Annotated in this window: 19 protein-coding genes; 11 read left to right on the plus strand and 8 right to left on the minus strand. The window is 61.1% G+C overall.

The window, feature by feature from the left end:
- Positions 1-9 precede the first annotated feature (9 nt).
- The 4 genes from coaE to ACI2I1_RS12390 are packed head-to-tail and all read right to left on the minus strand — an operon-like array spanning position 10 to position 2,853.
- Positions 10-624 carry a dephospho-CoA kinase gene (coaE, locus tag ACI2I1_RS12375; protein ID WP_404679351.1) on the minus strand — a complete coding sequence of 205 codons (615 nt, stop codon included), beginning with the start codon at positions 622-624 and terminating at the stop codon, positions 10-12.
- Complete coding sequence (locus ACI2I1_RS12380) at positions 621-1,472, minus strand: shikimate dehydrogenase family protein (RefSeq protein WP_404679352.1); 852 nt, start codon at positions 1,470-1,472, stop codon at positions 621-623. The genes coaE and ACI2I1_RS12380 overlap by 4 nt, the downstream gene beginning before the upstream one ends.
- The gene (locus ACI2I1_RS12385; protein WP_404679353.1) at positions 1,469-2,065 is read right to left on the minus strand and encodes a Maf family protein; all 597 of its coding nucleotides are present in this window, start codon (positions 2,063-2,065) and stop codon (positions 1,469-1,471) included. Before ACI2I1_RS12385 ends, ACI2I1_RS12380 begins: the two co-directional genes overlap by 4 nt.
- Positions 2,062-2,853 (minus strand): pyruvate, water dikinase regulatory protein, encoded by a 792-nt coding sequence (locus ACI2I1_RS12390; protein WP_247710948.1) that lies wholly within the window; start codon positions 2,851-2,853, stop codon positions 2,062-2,064. Before ACI2I1_RS12390 ends, ACI2I1_RS12385 begins: the two co-directional genes overlap by 4 nt.
- Positions 2,854-3,227: 374 nt before the next feature.
- On the opposite strand from ACI2I1_RS12390, the gene hemE reads away from it, so the two are divergent.
- The 4 genes from hemE to ACI2I1_RS12410 all read left to right on the plus strand — a co-directional run bounded on the left by hemE (position 3,228) and on the right by ACI2I1_RS12410 (position 6,585).
- Complete coding sequence (hemE, locus tag ACI2I1_RS12395) at positions 3,228-4,253, plus strand: uroporphyrinogen decarboxylase (RefSeq protein WP_404679354.1); 1,026 nt, start codon at positions 3,228-3,230, stop codon at positions 4,251-4,253.
- Positions 4,254-4,284: 31 nt separating this feature from the next.
- A complete protein-coding gene (locus ACI2I1_RS12400) occupies positions 4,285-4,728 on the plus strand; it encodes a CopD family protein (RefSeq protein WP_404679657.1) in 444 nt (147 codons plus the stop codon).
- Between the two features lie 174 nt (positions 4,729-4,902).
- A complete protein-coding gene (rho, locus tag ACI2I1_RS12405; RefSeq protein WP_404679355.1) occupies positions 4,903-6,168 on the plus strand; it encodes a transcription termination factor Rho in 1,266 nt (421 codons plus the stop codon).
- Between the two features lie 18 nt (positions 6,169-6,186).
- A complete protein-coding gene (locus ACI2I1_RS12410; protein ID WP_404679356.1) occupies positions 6,187-6,585 on the plus strand; it encodes a BLUF domain-containing protein in 399 nt (132 codons plus the stop codon).
- Between the two features lie 3 nt (positions 6,586-6,588).
- Here ACI2I1_RS12410 and ACI2I1_RS12415 read toward each other — a convergent pair whose 3' ends face one another.
- Positions 6,589-6,990 (minus strand): nuclear transport factor 2 family protein, encoded by a 402-nt coding sequence (locus ACI2I1_RS12415; RefSeq protein WP_404679357.1) that lies wholly within the window; start codon positions 6,988-6,990, stop codon positions 6,589-6,591.
- A gap of 94 nt (positions 6,991-7,084) precedes the next feature.
- Complete coding sequence (locus ACI2I1_RS12420; RefSeq protein ID WP_404679358.1) at positions 7,085-7,783, minus strand: dienelactone hydrolase family protein; 699 nt, start codon at positions 7,781-7,783, stop codon at positions 7,085-7,087.
- A 97-nt stretch (positions 7,784-7,880) separates the two neighbouring features.
- Here ACI2I1_RS12420 and ACI2I1_RS12425 point away from each other — a divergent pair, with 97 nt between their 5' ends.
- From ACI2I1_RS12425 to ACI2I1_RS12450, 6 genes are all read left to right on the plus strand, one after another.
- Positions 7,881-8,135, plus strand: a complete 255-nt coding sequence (locus ACI2I1_RS12425) for a DUF6489 family protein (RefSeq protein ID WP_221544149.1) — start codon at positions 7,881-7,883, stop codon at positions 8,133-8,135.
- 27 nt (positions 8,136-8,162) lie between these two features.
- The gene (mnmE, locus tag ACI2I1_RS12430; RefSeq protein WP_404679359.1) at positions 8,163-9,437 is read left to right on the plus strand and encodes a tRNA uridine-5-carboxymethylaminomethyl(34) synthesis GTPase MnmE; all 1,275 of its coding nucleotides are present in this window, start codon (positions 8,163-8,165) and stop codon (positions 9,435-9,437) included.
- Between the two features lie 72 nt (positions 9,438-9,509).
- The gene (mnmG, locus tag ACI2I1_RS12435; protein WP_404679360.1) at positions 9,510-11,363 is read left to right on the plus strand and encodes a tRNA uridine-5-carboxymethylaminomethyl(34) synthesis enzyme MnmG; all 1,854 of its coding nucleotides are present in this window, start codon (positions 9,510-9,512) and stop codon (positions 11,361-11,363) included.
- Positions 11,360-11,995, plus strand: a complete 636-nt coding sequence (gene rsmG / locus ACI2I1_RS12440; RefSeq protein ID WP_404679361.1) for a 16S rRNA (guanine(527)-N(7))-methyltransferase RsmG — start codon at positions 11,360-11,362, stop codon at positions 11,993-11,995. The genes mnmG and rsmG overlap by 4 nt, the downstream gene beginning before the upstream one ends.
- The gene (locus tag ACI2I1_RS12445; protein WP_404679362.1) at positions 11,992-12,780 is read left to right on the plus strand and encodes a ParA family protein; all 789 of its coding nucleotides are present in this window, start codon (positions 11,992-11,994) and stop codon (positions 12,778-12,780) included. Before rsmG ends, ACI2I1_RS12445 begins: the two co-directional genes overlap by 4 nt.
- Positions 12,777-13,721, plus strand: coding sequence for a ParB/RepB/Spo0J family partition protein (locus tag ACI2I1_RS12450; protein WP_404679363.1), 945 nt, complete (start codon positions 12,777-12,779; stop codon positions 13,719-13,721). The genes ACI2I1_RS12445 and ACI2I1_RS12450 overlap by 4 nt, the downstream gene beginning before the upstream one ends.
- 2 nt (positions 13,722-13,723) lie before the next feature.
- Here the strand turns inward: ACI2I1_RS12450 and ACI2I1_RS12455 are convergent, their stop codons facing one another.
- Positions 13,724-14,206, minus strand: coding sequence for a GAF domain-containing protein (locus ACI2I1_RS12455; protein WP_404679364.1), 483 nt, complete (start codon positions 14,204-14,206; stop codon positions 13,724-13,726).
- A 76-nt stretch (positions 14,207-14,282) separates the two neighbouring features.
- Between ACI2I1_RS12455 and ACI2I1_RS12460 the strand changes: the two genes are divergently transcribed.
- Positions 14,283-15,734: a PQQ-dependent sugar dehydrogenase gene (locus ACI2I1_RS12460; RefSeq protein WP_404679365.1), complete on the plus strand. Its 1,452-nt coding sequence runs from the start codon at positions 14,283-14,285 to the stop codon at positions 15,732-15,734.
- Here the strand turns inward: ACI2I1_RS12460 and ACI2I1_RS12465 are convergent.
- The gene (locus ACI2I1_RS12465) at positions 15,731-17,464 is read right to left on the minus strand and encodes an acyl-CoA dehydrogenase (protein WP_404679366.1); all 1,734 of its coding nucleotides are present in this window, start codon (positions 17,462-17,464) and stop codon (positions 15,731-15,733) included. The two genes, ACI2I1_RS12460 and ACI2I1_RS12465, sit on opposite strands and share 4 nt — an antisense overlap.
- Positions 17,465-17,488 lie beyond the last annotated feature (24 nt).

A 17,488-nucleotide genomic window follows, 5' to 3' on the forward strand; every position in this document is an offset into this window, starting at 1 on the left:
GGGCCGATATTACAAGGGGTCTCGATTGGCCGCATCCGCGCGCAACTGCGCGATCAGCGCGATGACATCCTCTTCCGTCCCGCCGAGCGACTGGCCCGTATCGATGACGTGATCGGCTAGCTTGCGCTTTTCGGCATCCGGCGTCTGGAGCGACAGGATATGGGCGAATTTTTCCGGCGTCATGTCCGGCCGGGCGAGAACGCGCTGACGCTGGGTTTCCGCAGGTGCCGAGACCACCACTATGCGGTCAACGCTCGCGTGGCCGCCCTTCTCGAACAAAAGGGGGATGTCGAAGACCACCAGGGGCGTGTCCAAATGCTCTGCCAGAAATGCCTCGCGCTTGCGGGCGACGGCAGGATGCACGATGGCTTCCAGCCGTGCGAGGGCCGATGTGTCGCCGAAAACTTCCTGGCCGAGCCTGTCGCGAAGAACGCCGTTTTCGTCCGTGCTGCCCGGAAATTCCGCCTCGATCGCGGCAACGAGCGCGCCCGCCGGCCCCTGCATGGCGCGCACTTCGGCATCGGCGTCGAAGACGGGCACGCCTGCGGCTTCGAACATGGCTGCCACGGTCGATTTGCCCATGCCGATGGAGCCGGTCAGCCCGATGATGAGGGGCGCGGTCATCGGGTCAGCAGCTCTCGCAGCTCTGCGTCATGCTCGCGCGGGGCCTCTGCGCCGAAGAAATGGCGGAAGGCAGCGGCAGCCTGGCCGATAAGCATCGCCAGGCCGTCGATGGTTGCAAATCCGGCATTGCGTGCCCGCTTGAGAAATTCGGTTTCCACCGGATCGGTGACGATATCATAGGCAATGGAGCCGGGCGGAGCATGGCTCCAGTCGAAAGCGAGCGGTGGTTGGCCGCGCATACCCAGCGGGCTGGCATTCACGATCAGGTCGCGGCACCCCTCACGGTCGTCGAATGCGAAATTCGTCGGCTCGGCGAAGTGGGAAAGAGGGGCGGTATGATGCTCACCCTCGGTCAGCTCATCCAGAAGGCCGCGCGCCTTGTCTGGATCGCGCCCGGCGACCACAAGGGTGAAGCCTTCTGCGGCCAGGCCGGAGATGACCGCACGCGCCGCCCCTCCCGTTCCCAGCACGCGGGCCATGCGGAAGTAGTGTTGCTCGCGCAATTGCCCGGCGAGTGGCTCCAGGAAGCCGGCGACATCCGTGTTGCGGCCTACGAGGGCGCCATCCGCGGCCCGGTACACCGTGTTAATCGCGCCCACCCGCTTCGCCAGCGGTTCGATCCGGTCTACCAATGGCGCGACAGCCTGCTTGTGCGGCATGGTGACGTTGCAGCCGCGCCAGTCTGCGTCTTCGCGCCGTTCGGACAGATAGGCGGCAAGGGTCCCGCTCGTCACATGATGCCCGCGGTAGGCAGCTTCGAGGCCAAGCTTCTCGATCCAGAACCCGTGAATCGTGGGCGATTTCGACTGTGCTATCGGATCGCCGATGACTTCCGCATAGCTGGTCACGAAGCTAGTACACCTTCCTCGCGCAGCGCACCCAGCACCTGCAGCAGCGGCATGCCGAGCACGGTGAACTGATCGCCCATGATGCTGTCGAACAATTGGACGCCGGGGCCCTCAATGCGGAAGACGCCCACGCAGTAGGATACGGCGGGCCATTCGGCATCGAGATAGGCAGCGATGAAATCTTCGCCAAGCTCTCTCATACGGAGCCGGGCGAAGTCGGAGCCGACCCAGATGATCTGGCCGTCGCGGGCGAGGGCGGCGGCGCTGTGGAGAGTCATCACCTTGCCCGAGAAGAAGCGCAAGTGCTCGGCTGCCTCTTCCCGGCTCGCGGGCTTGTCGAAGCGGCGGCCGCCCACCTCGACCAGCGAGTCGCTGCCGAGGACGATGCGGCTGTCGGCCACTGCCGCCGCCTTGGCCGCGGCCAGCGCCTGGGCCACCTCGGCGGGCTCCGCCCCCTCCATCTCGGCTTCGAGCGCGCGCTCGTCCACTTCGGCGGGGCGCGCCTCAAAGGCCACACCCGCGGCCTCCAGCATCGCCTTGCGCGAGGCGGAGTTCGACGCGAGCACGATCCCGCTGCCTGAAATACCGCTCATATCGCCTTCACTCCTTCGAAATCGCCACCTTCGCGCTGGCTGCGTTCGCCATAAAGGCGGATGATGGCCGCCGCGGTTTCTTCGATCGAGCGGCGGGTCACATCGATGACCGGCCAGCCGTTATCGGCAAACATGCGCCGCGCAAAGGCGACCTCGCTCTTGACCTTCTCATTGTCGACATAGGCCGTCTCGGACTGTTCGTTCAGGGTCAGGAGCCGGTTACGCCGGATCTGGACCAGCCGTTCGGGCGCCGTGGTGAGACCCACCACCATGGGGTTCTTCAGCTCGAACAGCTTGGGCGGCGGCGGGCTTTCCACCACCAGCGGGATATTGGCGACCTTGTAGCCGCGATTGGCGAGATAGATGCTCGTCGGCGTCTTGGAACTGCGCGACACGCCGACCAGAAGGATGTCGGCCTCTTCCCATTCGTCCCACAGGATGCCGTCGTCATGGGCGATGGTGAACTGGATCGCCTCGACCCGCTCGAAATAGGCCTTGTCCATCTGGTGCTGCTTGCCCGGACGGCCGTGCGCTTCCTGGCCCAGCGCCTTTTCCAGCGCGGCGGTCACCCGGTCGAGGATCGGCACCGCGGGCAGGCCGAACGAGGCGCACACTTCTTCCAGCCGCGCGCGCGCATCGGCATTCACCAGGGTGAACAGCACGAGCCCGGGATTGGCCTTGAGTTCGGGCACGATCCGGTCGAGATGCTGGCGGCTCCTGACCATGGGCCAGAAATGGCGCACCACATTGGCATCGTCGAACTGCGCGAGCGCCGCTTTCGCCAGCATTTCCAGCGTTTCGCCGGTGCTGTCGGAAAGCAGGTGGAGATGGATACGGTCGGAGATGGGATCCTCGCTGGGGGCCTGTGGACAGGCGTGGGATAAACCACGGGACAGCTCTGCCGACAAGTTCGGGGACGAAATCGCTCCCCACTACGAGTCAGGCAAGGGGGTGATTCCCGCACACCAAGCGGCGACTTTTGCGCAGGCTGGTAACAGTGGGGACAAGTTTGACTCGACTCAAGCGCGGACACGAGTCGGATGATCGGATCGAACCCTTTCCACGGCGGGAGAAATAGGGCAGGGGCCACTTGTGCCCGATATCCACAGGGCCAACAGACTCCATCAATCCTTATAATAACTAGGTATTATTGGACTCCTGAATGCCCGGTCCCCTTCTCGATACACTCAACGGTTCTCCCACCGGCACTGTCCCGCTCTGGCTCATGCGCCAGGCCGGCCGGTATCTCCCCGAATATCGCGAACTGCGCGCGGAAAAGGGCGGATTCCTGGCGATGGCCTACGATAGCGAGGCGGCCTGCGAGATTACCCTGCAGCCGATCGACCGCTTCGGTTTCGACGGCGCGATCCTGTTTTCCGACATTCTGATCGTGCCCCACGCGCTGGGCCAGCATCTCGAATTCCTGGCGGGCGAGGGGCCCAAGCTGTCGCCCCGGCTGGTCGATACCGCGCTGGCCGATCTGACACCGGATAGCTCGCGTTACGAACCGATCTACCAGACCGTGCGCCTGTGCCGTCAGCGCCTGCCCGAAGGCGTGACCATGCTCGGCTTTGCGGGCAGCCCGTGGACCGTGGCGACCTACATGGTCGCGGGCGAGGGGAGCCGCGACCAGCACGAGGCCCGCGCGCTGGCCTATCGCGATCCCGCCGCCCTGCAGGCGATCATTGATGCGATCGCCGAACAGACGATTACCTATCTTTCCGGCCAGATCGAAGCGGGCGCGGAAGCCGTGCAGCTGTTCGACAGCTGGGCGGGCAGCCTGGCGCCGGATGAATTCGAACGCTGGGTCATCGCCCCCAATGCCCGGATCGTGGCGGCGCTGGCTGAGCGGCATCCGGCGACGCCGGTCATCGGTTTTCCGAAAGGCGCGGGCGAGAAATTGCCGGCCTATGCACGCGAAACCGGCGTAAAGGCGGTGGGCGTGGACGAAACGCTCGATCCCCACTGGGTGGCACGCGAACTGCCCGAAGGCATGCCGGTGCAGGGCAATCTCGATCCGCTGCTGCTGCTGGCGGGATCCGACCGGCTCGAAGAGCGGGTGACGACCATCCTGAAGGCTTTCGCGGACCGCCCGCATGTCTTCAATCTTGGCCATGGAATCGATCGGCGCACGCCGATTGCGCATGTCGAGCGATTGATTGCGGCTGTGCGCGGCTGGAAGGGATGAAATCCTCGATGCGACACGCTACATCACCCGCATGCAGGATTTGCTTTCGATGACCTATCTGTGGCTCAAGGCCGGCCATATCATCTTCATGGTTTTCTGGCTGGCGGGGCTGTTCATGCTGCCGCGCCAGATGATCTATCTGCATCCCGCAGCGGCCGGTTCGGCCGAATCGGACCTGTGGGGCAAGCGCATGGGCCTGCTGCGCAAGGTCATCCTCACTCCCAGCATCATCGTGGTGTGGATTTTAGGCCTGCTGCTGGCACAAACGCTGTCCGCATGGGGTGAGGGGTGGCTGCATGCCAAATTGTTGCTGGTGCTGCTTCTGAGCGGCTTCCACGGCTATCTGGTCGTGCAGTCCAAGAAGATGGCCGCGGGCGAACGTCCCCTCACCGAAAAGCAGCTGCGCATGATTGGGGAAGTGCCCGGCATATTGCTGGCGCTGATCGTGGTGCTGGTGGTCGTCAAACCCTTCTGATCCGACCCCCTGCGGCGACGCCTGTTTTGCATTGGCGATTGACGGGGCGGGCAAGCGAATTTATTTGAAGCGCTCTGACGGCTAGAGGCCTCGCGTTCAGACGAGGCCGGGTCCGCTTTCTCCAAGCCCATACCGACCTGCCGGCCATACCCATTCGGAAATTCGAGAAAATCTATGCATCTCAAAGACTTAAAAGCAAAAGTGCCCGCCGATCTGGTGGCCATGGCCGAAGAGCTGGGCGTCGAGGCAGCCGGCACCATGCGGCGCCAGGACCTGATGTTCTGCATCCTTCGCGAACTCGCGGACGATGAGGAATATAACGAAGAAATCATGGGGATCGGCACGATCGAAGTGCTGCAGGACGGTTTCGGCTTCCTGCGCAGCCCCGAAGCGAACTATCTCGCCGGCCCGGACGATATCTATGTCTCGCCCAACCAGATCCGCAAATGGGGCCTGCGCACCGGCGATACGGTCGAAGGCCAGATCCGCGCGCCGCAGGAAGGCGAACGTTATTTCGCCCTGACCGGCCTGACCGCGGTGAATTACGAAAATCCGGAAAATGTCCGGACCCGCACGAATTTCGACAATCTCACGCCGCTCTATCCGGAAGAGAAGCTGAATCTCGACACGCTCGATCCGACGGTTAAGGACAAGTCCGCCCGCGTGATCGACATCATCTCGCCGCAGGGCAAGGGCCAGCGCGCCCTGATCGTCGCACCGCCGCGCACCGGTAAGACCGTGCTGCTGCAGAACATCGCCAAGGCGATCACCGACAACCACCCGGAAGTGTTCCTGCTGGTCCTGCTGGTCGACGAGCGTCCGGAAGAAGTCACCGACATGCAGCGCAGCGTGAACGGCGAAGTCATCTCCTCGACCTTCGACGAACCGGCCAACCGCCACGTGCAGGTCGCCGAAATGGTGATCGAGAAGGCCAAGCGCCTGGTCGAGCACAAGAAGGATGTCGTGATCCTGCTCGATTCCATCACCCGCCTCGGCCGCGCCTACAACACAGTGGTGCCCAGCTCGGGCAAGGTGCTGACCGGCGGTGTGGATGCCAACGCGCTGCAGCGCCCGAAGCGCTTCTTCGGTGCCGCGCGTAACATCGAGGAAGGCGGTTCGCTTTCGATCATCGCCACCGCGCTGATCGATACCGGCAGCCGCATGGACGAGGTCATCTTCGAAGAATTCAAGGGCACGGGTAACAGCGAAATCGTCCTCGACCGCAAGGTTGCCGACAAGCGCATCTTCCCGGCCCTGGATGTCGGCAAGTCCGGCACGCGCAAGGAAGAGCTGTTGGTCGAGAAGGACAAGCTGTCGAAGATGTGGGTCCTGCGCCGCATCCTCATGCAGATGGGCACGATCGACGCGATGGAATTCCTGCTCGACAAGATGAAGGATTCCAAGACCAACGAAGACTTCTTCGCGACCATGAACCAGTAGGGTTCTCAGGCGGATTGATTGAGTCTTTCACGCGTCCTTTATGAAAGTGTCGCCGCCGGGCAATCTCCGGCGCGCGACACTTTCGACATTATCGAGGAAGCTGCGCGCAACAATGCCCTGCAGCGGGTGACCGGCTTTCTGATGAACGACGGTGATCGCTATCTGCAATATCTCGAGGGGCCGCCCATGGTCATCGAGGATCTGATGGGCATCATCGCCGAGGATCCGCGCCACCACAGTCTTAACGTGCTGGCACGCGAAAGCGGCTCTGATCGCCTGTTTGCGGACTGGTCGATGAAGTCGCTGATCAGTTTCGACGGACCGCCCGCGATCCAGGAGCTGTCAGCTCAGTTGTCCGGCAAACAGGATGATTTCGACCTGACCGAGCAGGCGAGGGCATTCTTGAAGCGCGGATAGCGATCAGGCTTTAGCGTCTGCCTGTAGCTGGGCAGCCATCATTTCCCAGACCTTGTTCACGGCCTTGAGCGGCCGGATCATCACCTTGAAATCCACTATCATACCGTCCCCGTCGAACTGGATGAGGTCGATGCCGTTGACATGCACGTCGTCCATTTCGGTGGTGAATTCGAGCATGGCATTGTCGCCATCGACCAGTTCGCGGACATAGGTGAAACTGTCGTTGCCCAGCGTCTGTCCCGCCGCAGCGAGATATCTGACGACGAGAGCGCGGCCCTTCTGCGGGGAATGAACGACGGGGGAGTGGAAGACCGCATCCGCATGGACGAGCTTCATCAGATCCTCCGCCTGATTGCCCGCCTGCATGGTGAGATGCCATTGCTCGAGGCCTTTTTGTGCGGACATTACTATTCTCTCCCGGGAATTTTTCATGCTTCTGGATCCTGCGGCGGCCGGGCCAGCGCGCAGGATCCGGGAAGCTCAGTAAGGGTGCGGCGGATTAGCCGACCAGATGGGTCTTGAAGAATTCGGCCGTGCGCGAATCCGCCAGATCGGCTGCGTCGTCATCCCTCCGTTTGCCGAATTCGGTGGCAAATCCGTGGTCGAGGCCTTCGTAATCGTGAAGCGTGACCTTGGGATGGTCGTCGAGCCCTCCGTGCATGGCCTGCTGCGTTTCCTTATCGACGAAGCCGTCTTCGGTGGGAATATGCAGCATCAGCGGGTTCGCGATGGCGTCTTTTTCGCGCAGAAGATTGTCCACGCCGACCGCATAATAGCCCACGGTGGCATCGCTGTCGGTGCGTGCTGCGGTCATATAGGCTAGGCGGCCACCGAGGCAGTAGCCTACTGCGCCGACTTTGCCGCAGCCCTCGGCGCGGGCCCATTTGATGGCCGCTTCGATATCGCGCACGCCCTGATCCTGATCGAACTTTCCAAACAGATCGAGCGCCTTCTGCATTTCAGGTTCGATATCGGGATCGAGTTCGATGCCGGGCTCGAACTGCCAGAAGAGGTCGGGTGCGATGGCCAGATAGCCTTCTTCCGCCAGCTTGTCGCATTTGCGGCGGATGCCGGCATTGATGCCGAAGATTTCCTGAATGACCACGATGGCGGCCTTGGGCGTATCCGACGGGTTCGCGACATAGGCGGGGAAGCTGTCTGCGCCGTCGATGGTTTCAAGGGTAATCATTTCGGTCATTCGTCGATCTCCGCTGGTTGGTGACGGGTCTAGCCCTTGTGGAGTTTTGTTGGCAAACCCAGATGAGGTCTCAGTGAAGCTCAACGGAGAAAATGCCATGAAGGTCCATGTGGAAATCGATTGTACGCCGGAAGAGGCCCGGAGCTTCATGGGTCTGCCCGATGTGGGCAAGGCGAACGACGTCTATGTCGAGATGATGTCCAATGCGATGAAGGGCGTCTCGAACACCGAGCAGCTCCAGGAATATGCCCGCCAGTTGGCCCCCATGGGGCAGGCAGGCTTCAAGCTGTTCCAGAGTTTCATGGAGGGCGCGAACGCGGCTAAGTCCTCTCCCAAGAAGCCAGACAAGTAAGCTGCCGCTCAAGCGAACCGTTTCATAATGACCGACACGATCTTCGCGCTCTCCAGCGGAGCGCCGCCTGCCGCCATCGGCATCATCCGGATCAGTGGGCCCCAGGCCTGCGAGGCTGCTGAGCGCCTCGCTGGCTCGCTTCCCGAAGAGCGGCGTGCAGGACTACGCTCTTTGCGCGACGGGGAGGGGCGCGTCTTGGATCAGTGCCTGCTGCTATGGTTTGCCGCTCCGAAGACCGCCACCGGCGAAGATCTCGTAGAGCTGCATTGCCACGGGGGCAGGGCGGTCGTCGCGGCCGTCGAGAACGAGTTGGCGAGTTTCGCTGGCCTGCGCCGCGCTCAGGCGGGCGAGTTCACCCGGCGCGCATTCGCCAATGGTGTGCTCGACCTGGCGGAGGCTGAAGGACTGGGTGACCTGCTCTCGGCAGAAACCGAACTACAGCGCCGGGCGGCGCAGGAGATTGCTGGCGGTGGTCTGACGAGGACGGTCGAAGAATGGCGCGATCGCCTTCTCGGCCTCTCAGCCTTGGTCGAAGCACAGCTGGACTTCTCTGACGAAGACGATGTTTCCGAACTCCCGGAAGTGTTTCACGTGAAACTTTCCGAGCTTGTAGGGGAGTGGGAGCGGGAACTTCGCAGACCCAAGATGGAACGGTTGCGGGATGGGATCAGGGTCGTCCTGGCGGGACCACCCAATGTGGGCAAATCGTCGCTCTTCAACGCTATCCTGCGGGAAGGTGCGGCGATTGTCTCGGCAGAGGCCGGAACGACGAGAGATGTGATCGAGCGGCCCATCGCCCTCGATGGCGTTCCTTTTGTTCTTATCGACACCGCAGGCTTGCGCGACAGCGATGCGGGCGAGATCGAGCGGATCGGCATCGAACGAGCACGGCTGCAGCTGAGCGAGGCGGATATAGTGCTGTGGCTCGGTGATGAAGGGAAGGGACCATCTGGCGGGTTTGAGGTCGAATCCTTCGCTGACCAAGCAAGTGGTTCGAAGCAGTCCCCGGATTTCGTAGTTTCATCGGTAACCGGATCAGGAATAGATAATCTGATCAGTGCTCTAGTCGCTCGAGCGCGCGACCTTCTTCCGCAGCCCGGTACGGCAACCCTCAATGCGAGGCAGACCGACGCGCTTTCTGATGCGCATACCGCTCTGGCCAACCTTGGTGGCCTTAACGATGCATTGATTGTCGGTGAGCATCTTCGTCTTGCGCGGATAGGGCTGGACCGTATCCTTGGCCGCAATTCGACGGAAGATATGCTAAATTCGCTTTTCGAACGCTTCTGTATCGGCAAATAAAAGCTGATATTGTTTCACGTGAAACACCGATTGCGCTTTGTAACCCCACTGCTTTTCCGCTAATCGCGCACCATGCTGAATTTCGATGTCATCATTGTCGGCGGTGGCCATGCTGGAGTCGAAGCTGCCTGCGCCAGCGCTCGCCTGGGTGCGCGGACCGCTCTGATAAGCTTTGACCTGACCAAAATTGGCGCGATGAGCTGCAATCCAGCGATCGGCGGGTTGGGCAAAGGTCATCTGGTTCGCGAAGTCGATGCGCTGGACGGTGTCATGGCCCGGGCGGCAGATGCCGGTGCCATTCATTATCGCATGCTCAACCGCTCCAAGGGAAGTGCCGTGTGGGGACCGCGCGTCCAAGCGGATCGGCATCTGTTCGGTGCCGAAGTTCACAGGATCGTTGCGGCGCAGGATAATCTCACCCTGATCCAGGGCGAGGTTGCCGCCCTCAGGCTCTCCGTTGGTGTGGCCAACGGAGTGGATTTGGCGGACGGTTCGAGCATCGAGGGTGGGGCGGTCGTCCTTTGCACAGGGACTTTCCTCGGCGGAAGTCTGTTCCGCGGGGAAGAGCGGCTTCAAGGCGGACGGATCGGGGAGGATGCGGCACACATTCTCGCAAAGCAATTGCGCGATGCCGATCTGCCCATGGCTCGTCTCAAGACGGGGACACCGCCCCGTCTCGACGGGCGCACTATCAACTGGGCTGCGCTCGAAGAACAGCCTTCCGATGGCGAAGGCTGGACCATGTCGTCGCTCACTGGCGCTCGGCCAAACCCCGAAATTTTCTGCGCCATAACCCGCACGAATGAAAAGTCGCACGACGTCATCCGCGCAAACCTGCATCGGTCGCCGCTCTTCTCCGGTGCCATCGGTGCGGCCGGGCCGCGCTACTGCCCTTCGATAGAAGACAAGATCCATCGCTTCGGTGACCGTGACGGCCATCAGATTTTCCTGGAGCCAGAGGGTCTCTCGACGCACCTCGTCTATCCCAACGGTATCAGCACGTCGCTCCCTACCGATGTCCAGCACGACATGCTTCGCTGCATGGCCGGACTGGAGCGGGTCGAAATGGTCGTGCCTGGCTACGCGGTGGAGTATGACCATATCGATCCCCGAGCGTTGACGAAGCAACTCCAGATAAGGGCTGTCCCCGGGGTCTATTGCGCGGGGCAGATCAACGGCACGACCGGTTATGAAGAAGCGGCGGCACAGGGTCTGGTGGCGGGAGCAAGCGCCGCCGCCAACGTTCTCGGCGTCGAAGCTCTCGATCTTGATCGTTCGGATTCATATATTGCCGTCATGCTGGACGATCTCACGCTGCATGGCGTGAGTGAACCCTATCGCATGCTGACGGCACGCGCGGAATATCGCTTGCGCCTTCGTGCTGCCAATGCAGACACCAGGCTCACACGCAAGGGCATCGCTGCTGGATTGGTGGGGGCGGAACGTCAAGCTTGGTACGAGCAACGTCTTCAGCGCCGCGAGACAGTGGATCAAGCCCTCGATGTGGCGGTGGATGCCGAAGCGCTCAGGGCAAGCGGATTGGCCGTCAAGAGTGAGCGCGGCACGATTCCCGTCCGCGATTGGCTCCGGGGCGGGCAGATCTCGCTCGAGACACTCGCAGGTCTTGTTGACGGTCTCGACCCAACCGATCCGCTCACCGTCGAGATGGCGGAAGACATTATCTACGCTCCCTATCTCGCACGACAGGAAGCGGAATTGCGCGATTTGAAGGCCGGGGACCTGGTCTCTTTGCCAAATGACTTCCCTTATGAAACTGTCCCTGGTCTCTCCAATGAAATGGTAGAACGCCTAAAGGCGTCATCGCCTGAAACGCTGGCTGCTGCGGGACGGGTGCCGGGAATCACCCCCGCAGCATTGGCCACGCTTCTTGTCTATGCGCGCCGGTTGAAAGAGCGCGCAGCATGATCGTGACCGAGAATGAAGCGCGAGAGTTCATTTCCAATCTGGCATTCGACGATATTGCTCTGAACAAGCTCGAAAAACTGGCCGCATTGCTGTCCGCGGAAAATGACCGTCAGAATCTGGTTTCAAGGTCTTCTCTGGACGAGGTCTGGGTTCGGCATTTCGCGGATTCGGTGCAATTGCTCGATCATGTTCCACGTGAAACGACATCGTCGTGGTTGGATCTGGGTAGCGGCGCAGGCTTCCCAGGCTTGGTTGTTTCTATTCTCCGGCCCAAGCAGAAGGTGATCCTCGTCGAATCGCGCCGCAAGCGAGTAGAGTGGCTCGAGGGGATGGTATCGACGTTGGAGTTGCAGAATTGCCGTGTGGAAGGGTCGCGACTGGAACTTGTCGAATCTTTTCCTGCAGGAGTTATTTCGGCCCGCGCCTTCGCGCCGCTGCCAAAACTCCTCAGGTTATCCGCACGCTTCTCCACAGGAGGCACCAAGTGGGTCTTGCCGAAAGGGCGGTCCGCAACCCAAGAAGTTGAAGAACTTTCTCCCAAGTTGAAACCAATGTTTCACGTGCAACAATCTATGACAGACACAGACGCGGGAATCGTTGTCGGCCATGGCAAGATCGGGACGGGAAAATGATCACAATCGCAATTGCCAATCAGAAGGGCGGGGTCGGTAAAACGACCAGTGCCATCAATATAGCGACAGCAATGGCGGCTTCGGGCTGGCGGACGCTTTTGATCGATCTCGATCCGCAGGGGAATGCATCGACCGGCTTGGGCATTGAAAACTCTGCGCGTGAATACACGAGTTACGATTTGCTGATGGGCGATGCCACTTTGTCGCAGGCGGCGCAGCCGTCCGAGATACCCTCGTTGGATGTCGTACCCGCTACGCAAGACCTCTCGGGGGCAGAGGTGGAACTCGTCGCCGTGGAAGATCGCACGCATCGCCTTCAGAAGGCACTTGCATCCCAGGAGCCGGGCTTTGCCGGCTATGACGTGGTTTTTATCGATTGTCCGCCGTCGCTCGGCCTGCTGACGCTCAATGCCCTGTGTGCGTCCAATACTCTTCTCGTGCCTCTTCAATGCGAATTCTTCGCGCTGGAGGGGCTTAGCCAACTTCTGCAGACGGTCGAGCGTGTGCAGCAGCGCTTTAATCCTGACCTCGGCATTGTGGGCATTGCGCTGACGATGTTCGATCGCCGCAACCGGCTCACGGACCAGGTAGCGGATGACGTCCGCGATTGCCTTGGCAAACTCGTGTTCGAGAATGTCATTCCCCGTAATGTGAGGCTTTCGGAAGCCCCGAGCCATGGGATGCCCGCTCTTATTTACGATCACAATTGTTCGGGAAGCAAAGCCTACATCGGCCTCGCAAGAGAATTGATCGAACGTCTCCCCGAGAAAAGGAAAGCCGCATGAGTGCCGCAGTCGACCGCAAGAAGAAACTCGGCCGCGGGCTGGGCGCGCTGATGGGGGAAATTCAGCGCGAAGAGCCGCTATCCTCACGAACCGGTAACGATGGTAACGATCTTGCATCTGGTCAGGCTGCAAGCAATGCCACGGGCCTCGCTGATATTCCGGTAGCGGACATCAGCCCCTTGCCGGGTCAGCCGAGAACGCGTTTTGACGACGAAGCTCTCGATCAGCTGGCAGCCTCGATCGCGCAGCGCGGGGTTATTCAGCCTATCATCGTGACGACCAAGGGACAGGGGCGGTTCCAGCTGGTCGCCGGCGAGCGCCGATGGCGTGCCGCACAGCGTGCCCGCTTGCACACCATCCCCGCGATCGTGCGGGATCTCGACCAGCGCGAAATCATGGCACTGGCCCTGATCGAGAATCTTCAGCGCGAAGACCTAAACCCTCTCGAAGAAGCCCGTGCCTATCAGAAACTGGCGGATGACGAGGGCATGACCCAGTCCGAAATCGCCAAGCTGGTCGATAAATCACGTAGCCATGTGGCCAATTTCCAACGTCTTCTGGCTCTTCCTGAAGATGTTCTGGACATGCTGGCCGATGGCCGCCTCTCGATGGGGCATGCCCGCCCCCTGATCGGAAACGAAGAGGCTTCAGATATCGCCAACCGTGCGGTGAACGACAATCTTTCGGTCCGAGAAGTCGAAAAGCTCGCTCGCGGCGACCGGCCCAAACGGGAAAGCCAGGCCAAGTCCCCCGGATCAACCGGGAATGGTGCCGAGGATCCGGATATCGCCGCCGTCCAAGGCCATCTCGAAGAATTCCTCGGCCTGTCCGTGCGGATCAAGCCGGAAGGTGCCCCGGGCAATGGCACGGTCACGATCAGCTATCGTACGCTCGACCAGCTGGACCTGATCTGCCAGCGCCTTACGGGCGGCGATATATAGGTTCAGATTCGTCCCGAGATAATCTCGGCAAGCCCTTCTATTCCTTCGCGATCTTCATTGTCGAAGCGCGCGAGGGAAGGGCTGTCGAGATCGATCACGGCGATCACGGTGCCATTTCTTTTCACCGGGACGACGAGTTCCGAATTCGTCTCTGAATCGCAGGCGATGTGCCCCGGGAAGGCGTGCACGTCTTCGACCAGCCGGGTTTCGCCGTCAGCCGCCGCCGTTCCGCACACGCCCTTGCCAAAAGGGATGCGGATGCAGGCCGGGCGGCCCACAAATGGGCCGAGGACCAGTTCGCCATCAACGACTCGATAAAACCCGGCCCAGTTCAGATCGGGCAGAAAATCACCCAGCAGGGCGGCGACATTGGCCATGTTGGCGACCGGGTCCGGCTCCCCCTCGGTAAGCGCGGCGGCGGCCTGCTGAAGCTGGCGATAGGTTTCTGCCTTGGGGCAATCGGCATCGGGTTTGAAATCGAACATGGGAGGGCACTTAACTCGTCACGGCGCCAGTTCAAGAGCCGTTGCCGCCAGGCTCGGCCTCGCCTATCCTCAAGCCATGAGCATTCTTAAGAAGCTGGGCATTGGCCTTGTCGTCCTGATAGCGATCCTCGCGATCTTCTTCTTCTTCGTAACGCGCGGTGACACAGCCAGCCTTTCGATGGACGAAGTGACTGGGGACGATCCGGTCCTTGACGAACCCGATGCCGAAACCTTCCCGACCGTACAGATCGCCGACCCGGTGGGCTGGGCAGAGGGCGAAAAGCCTGTCGCCGCAGAGGGACTGCTCGTGGACCGGTTCGCCGAGGGTCTCGACCATCCGCGTACGCTCTACACGCTTCCCAATGGGGATGTCCTCGTCTCGCTGACCCGCTCGCCGAATCAGGAATCGGAGGGCATCCTGTCGTGGATCACCAACAAATTGATGAGCAAGGCAGGTGCTAACGGGCCTTCTGCAAACAAAGTAGTGCTCCTCCGCGATCAGGATGGGGATGGGAAAGCCGAGACGGTGAGGACTCTCCTCGACGGGCTCGATTCTCCTTCTGGTCTCGCCTTTAGTGATGGCACACTTTATGTCGCAAACCACGACGAAGTTCTTGCTTTTCCTTATCAATTGGGGGCTGACCGCGTGACGGCAAAGCCCCGCAAGGTCATCGATCTTGCTGGCGGCGGAGGGCACTGGATGCGCAATCTCGCGCTTCATCCGGATGGTGACCGGCTGTACGTCGCCGTAGGCTCTGACACCAACATCGGTGACAAGGGAATGGAGGCCGAAGAGGGGCGCGCGCTCATCTGGGAAGTCGACCTTGCCACCGGCAGCCGGCGCCAGTTCGCCGGCGGGTTGCGCAATGCCAACGGTCTCGACTTCAGCCCGTGGTCGGGCGAGCTCTGGACCACCGTGAACGAGCGCGACATGCTCGGCTCCGACCTCGTCCCGGATTACCTGACCAACGTTCCAGTTGGTGCCCAATACGGATGGCCGTGGGTCTACTGGGGGGACAATTACGATCGCCGTGTTGAAGCGCCCGTGCCCGCCTATATCAACTATGTTCGCCGGCCCGAATATTCGCTGGGCCCGCATGTCGCCGCCCTCGGATTTGTCTTCAGCGCGGAAGGCGCGGCCATGGGGGAGAAATTCTCCAACGGCGCGTTCGTTGCCCGTCACGGCTCCTGGAACCGCAAACCCCCGTCGGGCTACGATGTGGTCTACGTGGCCTTCGATGAGCGCGGCAATCCGCTCGGCAAGCCGATCCCGGTCCTGACCGGGTTCCTCAAATCGAACGGGGAAACCAGGGGCCGCCCCACCTGGGTGGATTGGGCCAAGGATGGCTCCCTGCTGGTCAGTGACGACACGGCAGGCATCATCTGGCGCGTAAGTTCTCCGGGCGCATCACCACAGCCCGCCATCGAGCGAGTGACCGGAAGACGGCTCCCGCCGCAGCGTGAGCTGCGCGGGCAGACCGCGACCTTCGGTGAGGACGATTACGCCCGGATCGTCACGGAGAATTAATGCAGCAAGGCCTCGGTGGGGATGTCGTAGAGCGAATCTCCGCCGGCAGTGGCCGATGCCTTGAGGCCTGACGCTTCCGGGACGATCCGATCGAGGAAGAACCTGACTGTCGCGCGCTTTGCTCGCGCGATATCGGCTTCGCTTTCCACGGCCTTGAGCTGGCGGATTAGCTGCCATCCCGCCGTGGCCACAGCAAGCATTGTGCAGAACGGAACGCTACCGGCCAGCTTGTCGTCGAGACTGGCGTCTTCGCGCATCCATTTGACGATGGCGGCGCAATCGCCCGCAAGATCGAAGAGTGCTTTCTCATCCCCTGCTTCCCGCGCGATGTCCTCGATAAGAGAAGTCAGCGCCTCACCACTATCCAGCGCAAGCTTGCGAGTGACCAGATCGGCAGCCTGGATACCGTTCGTGCCCTCATAGATAGGCGCAATCCGCGAATCGCGCCAGTGCTGGGCGGCTCCCGTTTCCTCGACGAAGCCCATGCCGCCATGGACCTGGATGCCCAGGCTGGCGACTTCGATACCGATGTCGGTTCCCCATGCCTTGATAAGCGGCGTCAGGACTTCCCCACGCGATCTGGCATCCTGATCGCCCAGAACGCCGCGATCGACTTGACCGGCGGTGTAGTAGAGGAGCGCTCTCGATGCCTCTGTGAGCGCCTTCATGCGGATAATCATCCGCCGCACGTCCGGATGCTCGATGATCGAAACAGGTGATTTCTCCGCCGATCCGGCGCGGGCCGATTGCACGCGCTCCTGCGCGTAGTCTGTTGCCTGCTGCAGTGCGCGCTCGCCGATCTGAACGCCCTGATTGCCAACATTGATGCGGGCATTGTTCATCATGGTGAACATGGCCGCCAAGCCGCGATTCTCCGCGCCTACGAGTTCGCCAATACACTCGTCATTGTCGCCATAACTCATCACGCAGGTAGGGGAGGCGTTGATGCCCAACTTGTGTTCGAGACTTACGCAGCGGACATCATTCCGCGGCCCAAGCGAACCATCCGGTTTCACGTGAAACTTTGGCACGATGAAGAGTGATATTCCGCGGCTTCCTTCCGGCGCGTCGGGAACCCGGGCCAATACCAGATGGATGATATTCTGCGTGAGCTCATGCTCACCCCAGGTGATGTAAATCTTCTGGCCCTTGATCAGGTATTTGCCAGCATGCTCACCATCCTCGATCAAATGGGCCGTTGTGCGCAGCGCGCCGACATCGGAGCCCGCGTGCGGCTCGGTCAGATTCATTGTGCCAGACCATTTGCCGCTCACCAAATCCGGCAGATACTTCTGCTGCAGTTCCTGCGAGCCATGATGTTCGAGTGCTTCGATGGCGCCCACACTCAACATCGGGAGCAAATTGAAAGCCATGTTTGCGGTACCGAGATTTTCGAGCACATTGCAGGCCAGCGTGAAGGGCAGTCCCTGACCACCGAACTCTTCCGGCGAGGAGATGGCATTCCACCCTTGCTCCACATAGTGGGCGTAGGCTTCTTCATATCCATCGGGCAAGCGGACGACGCCATTCTCCAGTTTGGCGCCTTCCAGATCGCCGACCCTGTTGAGCGGAGCAAACTCGCCAGCCGCGAACTGGCCCACACCCTCCACGATGGCCTCCACCATATCGGGCTCGGCCGCTGCGAATTTTTCCGTTTTCGCAAGCTCTTCTATGCCTGCGTTAACGCGGATTGCGAGCAACTGGTCCTTGGTGGCTGGGCGATAGGTCACTGGGATATCCTCTTGGCTTTAAGG

The sequence above is a fragment of the Qipengyuania sp. NPDC077563 genome (genome assembly GCF_044901345.1).
In the GTDB taxonomy this organism is placed as follows: domain Bacteria; phylum Pseudomonadota; class Alphaproteobacteria; order Sphingomonadales; family Sphingomonadaceae; genus Qipengyuania; species Qipengyuania aestuarii.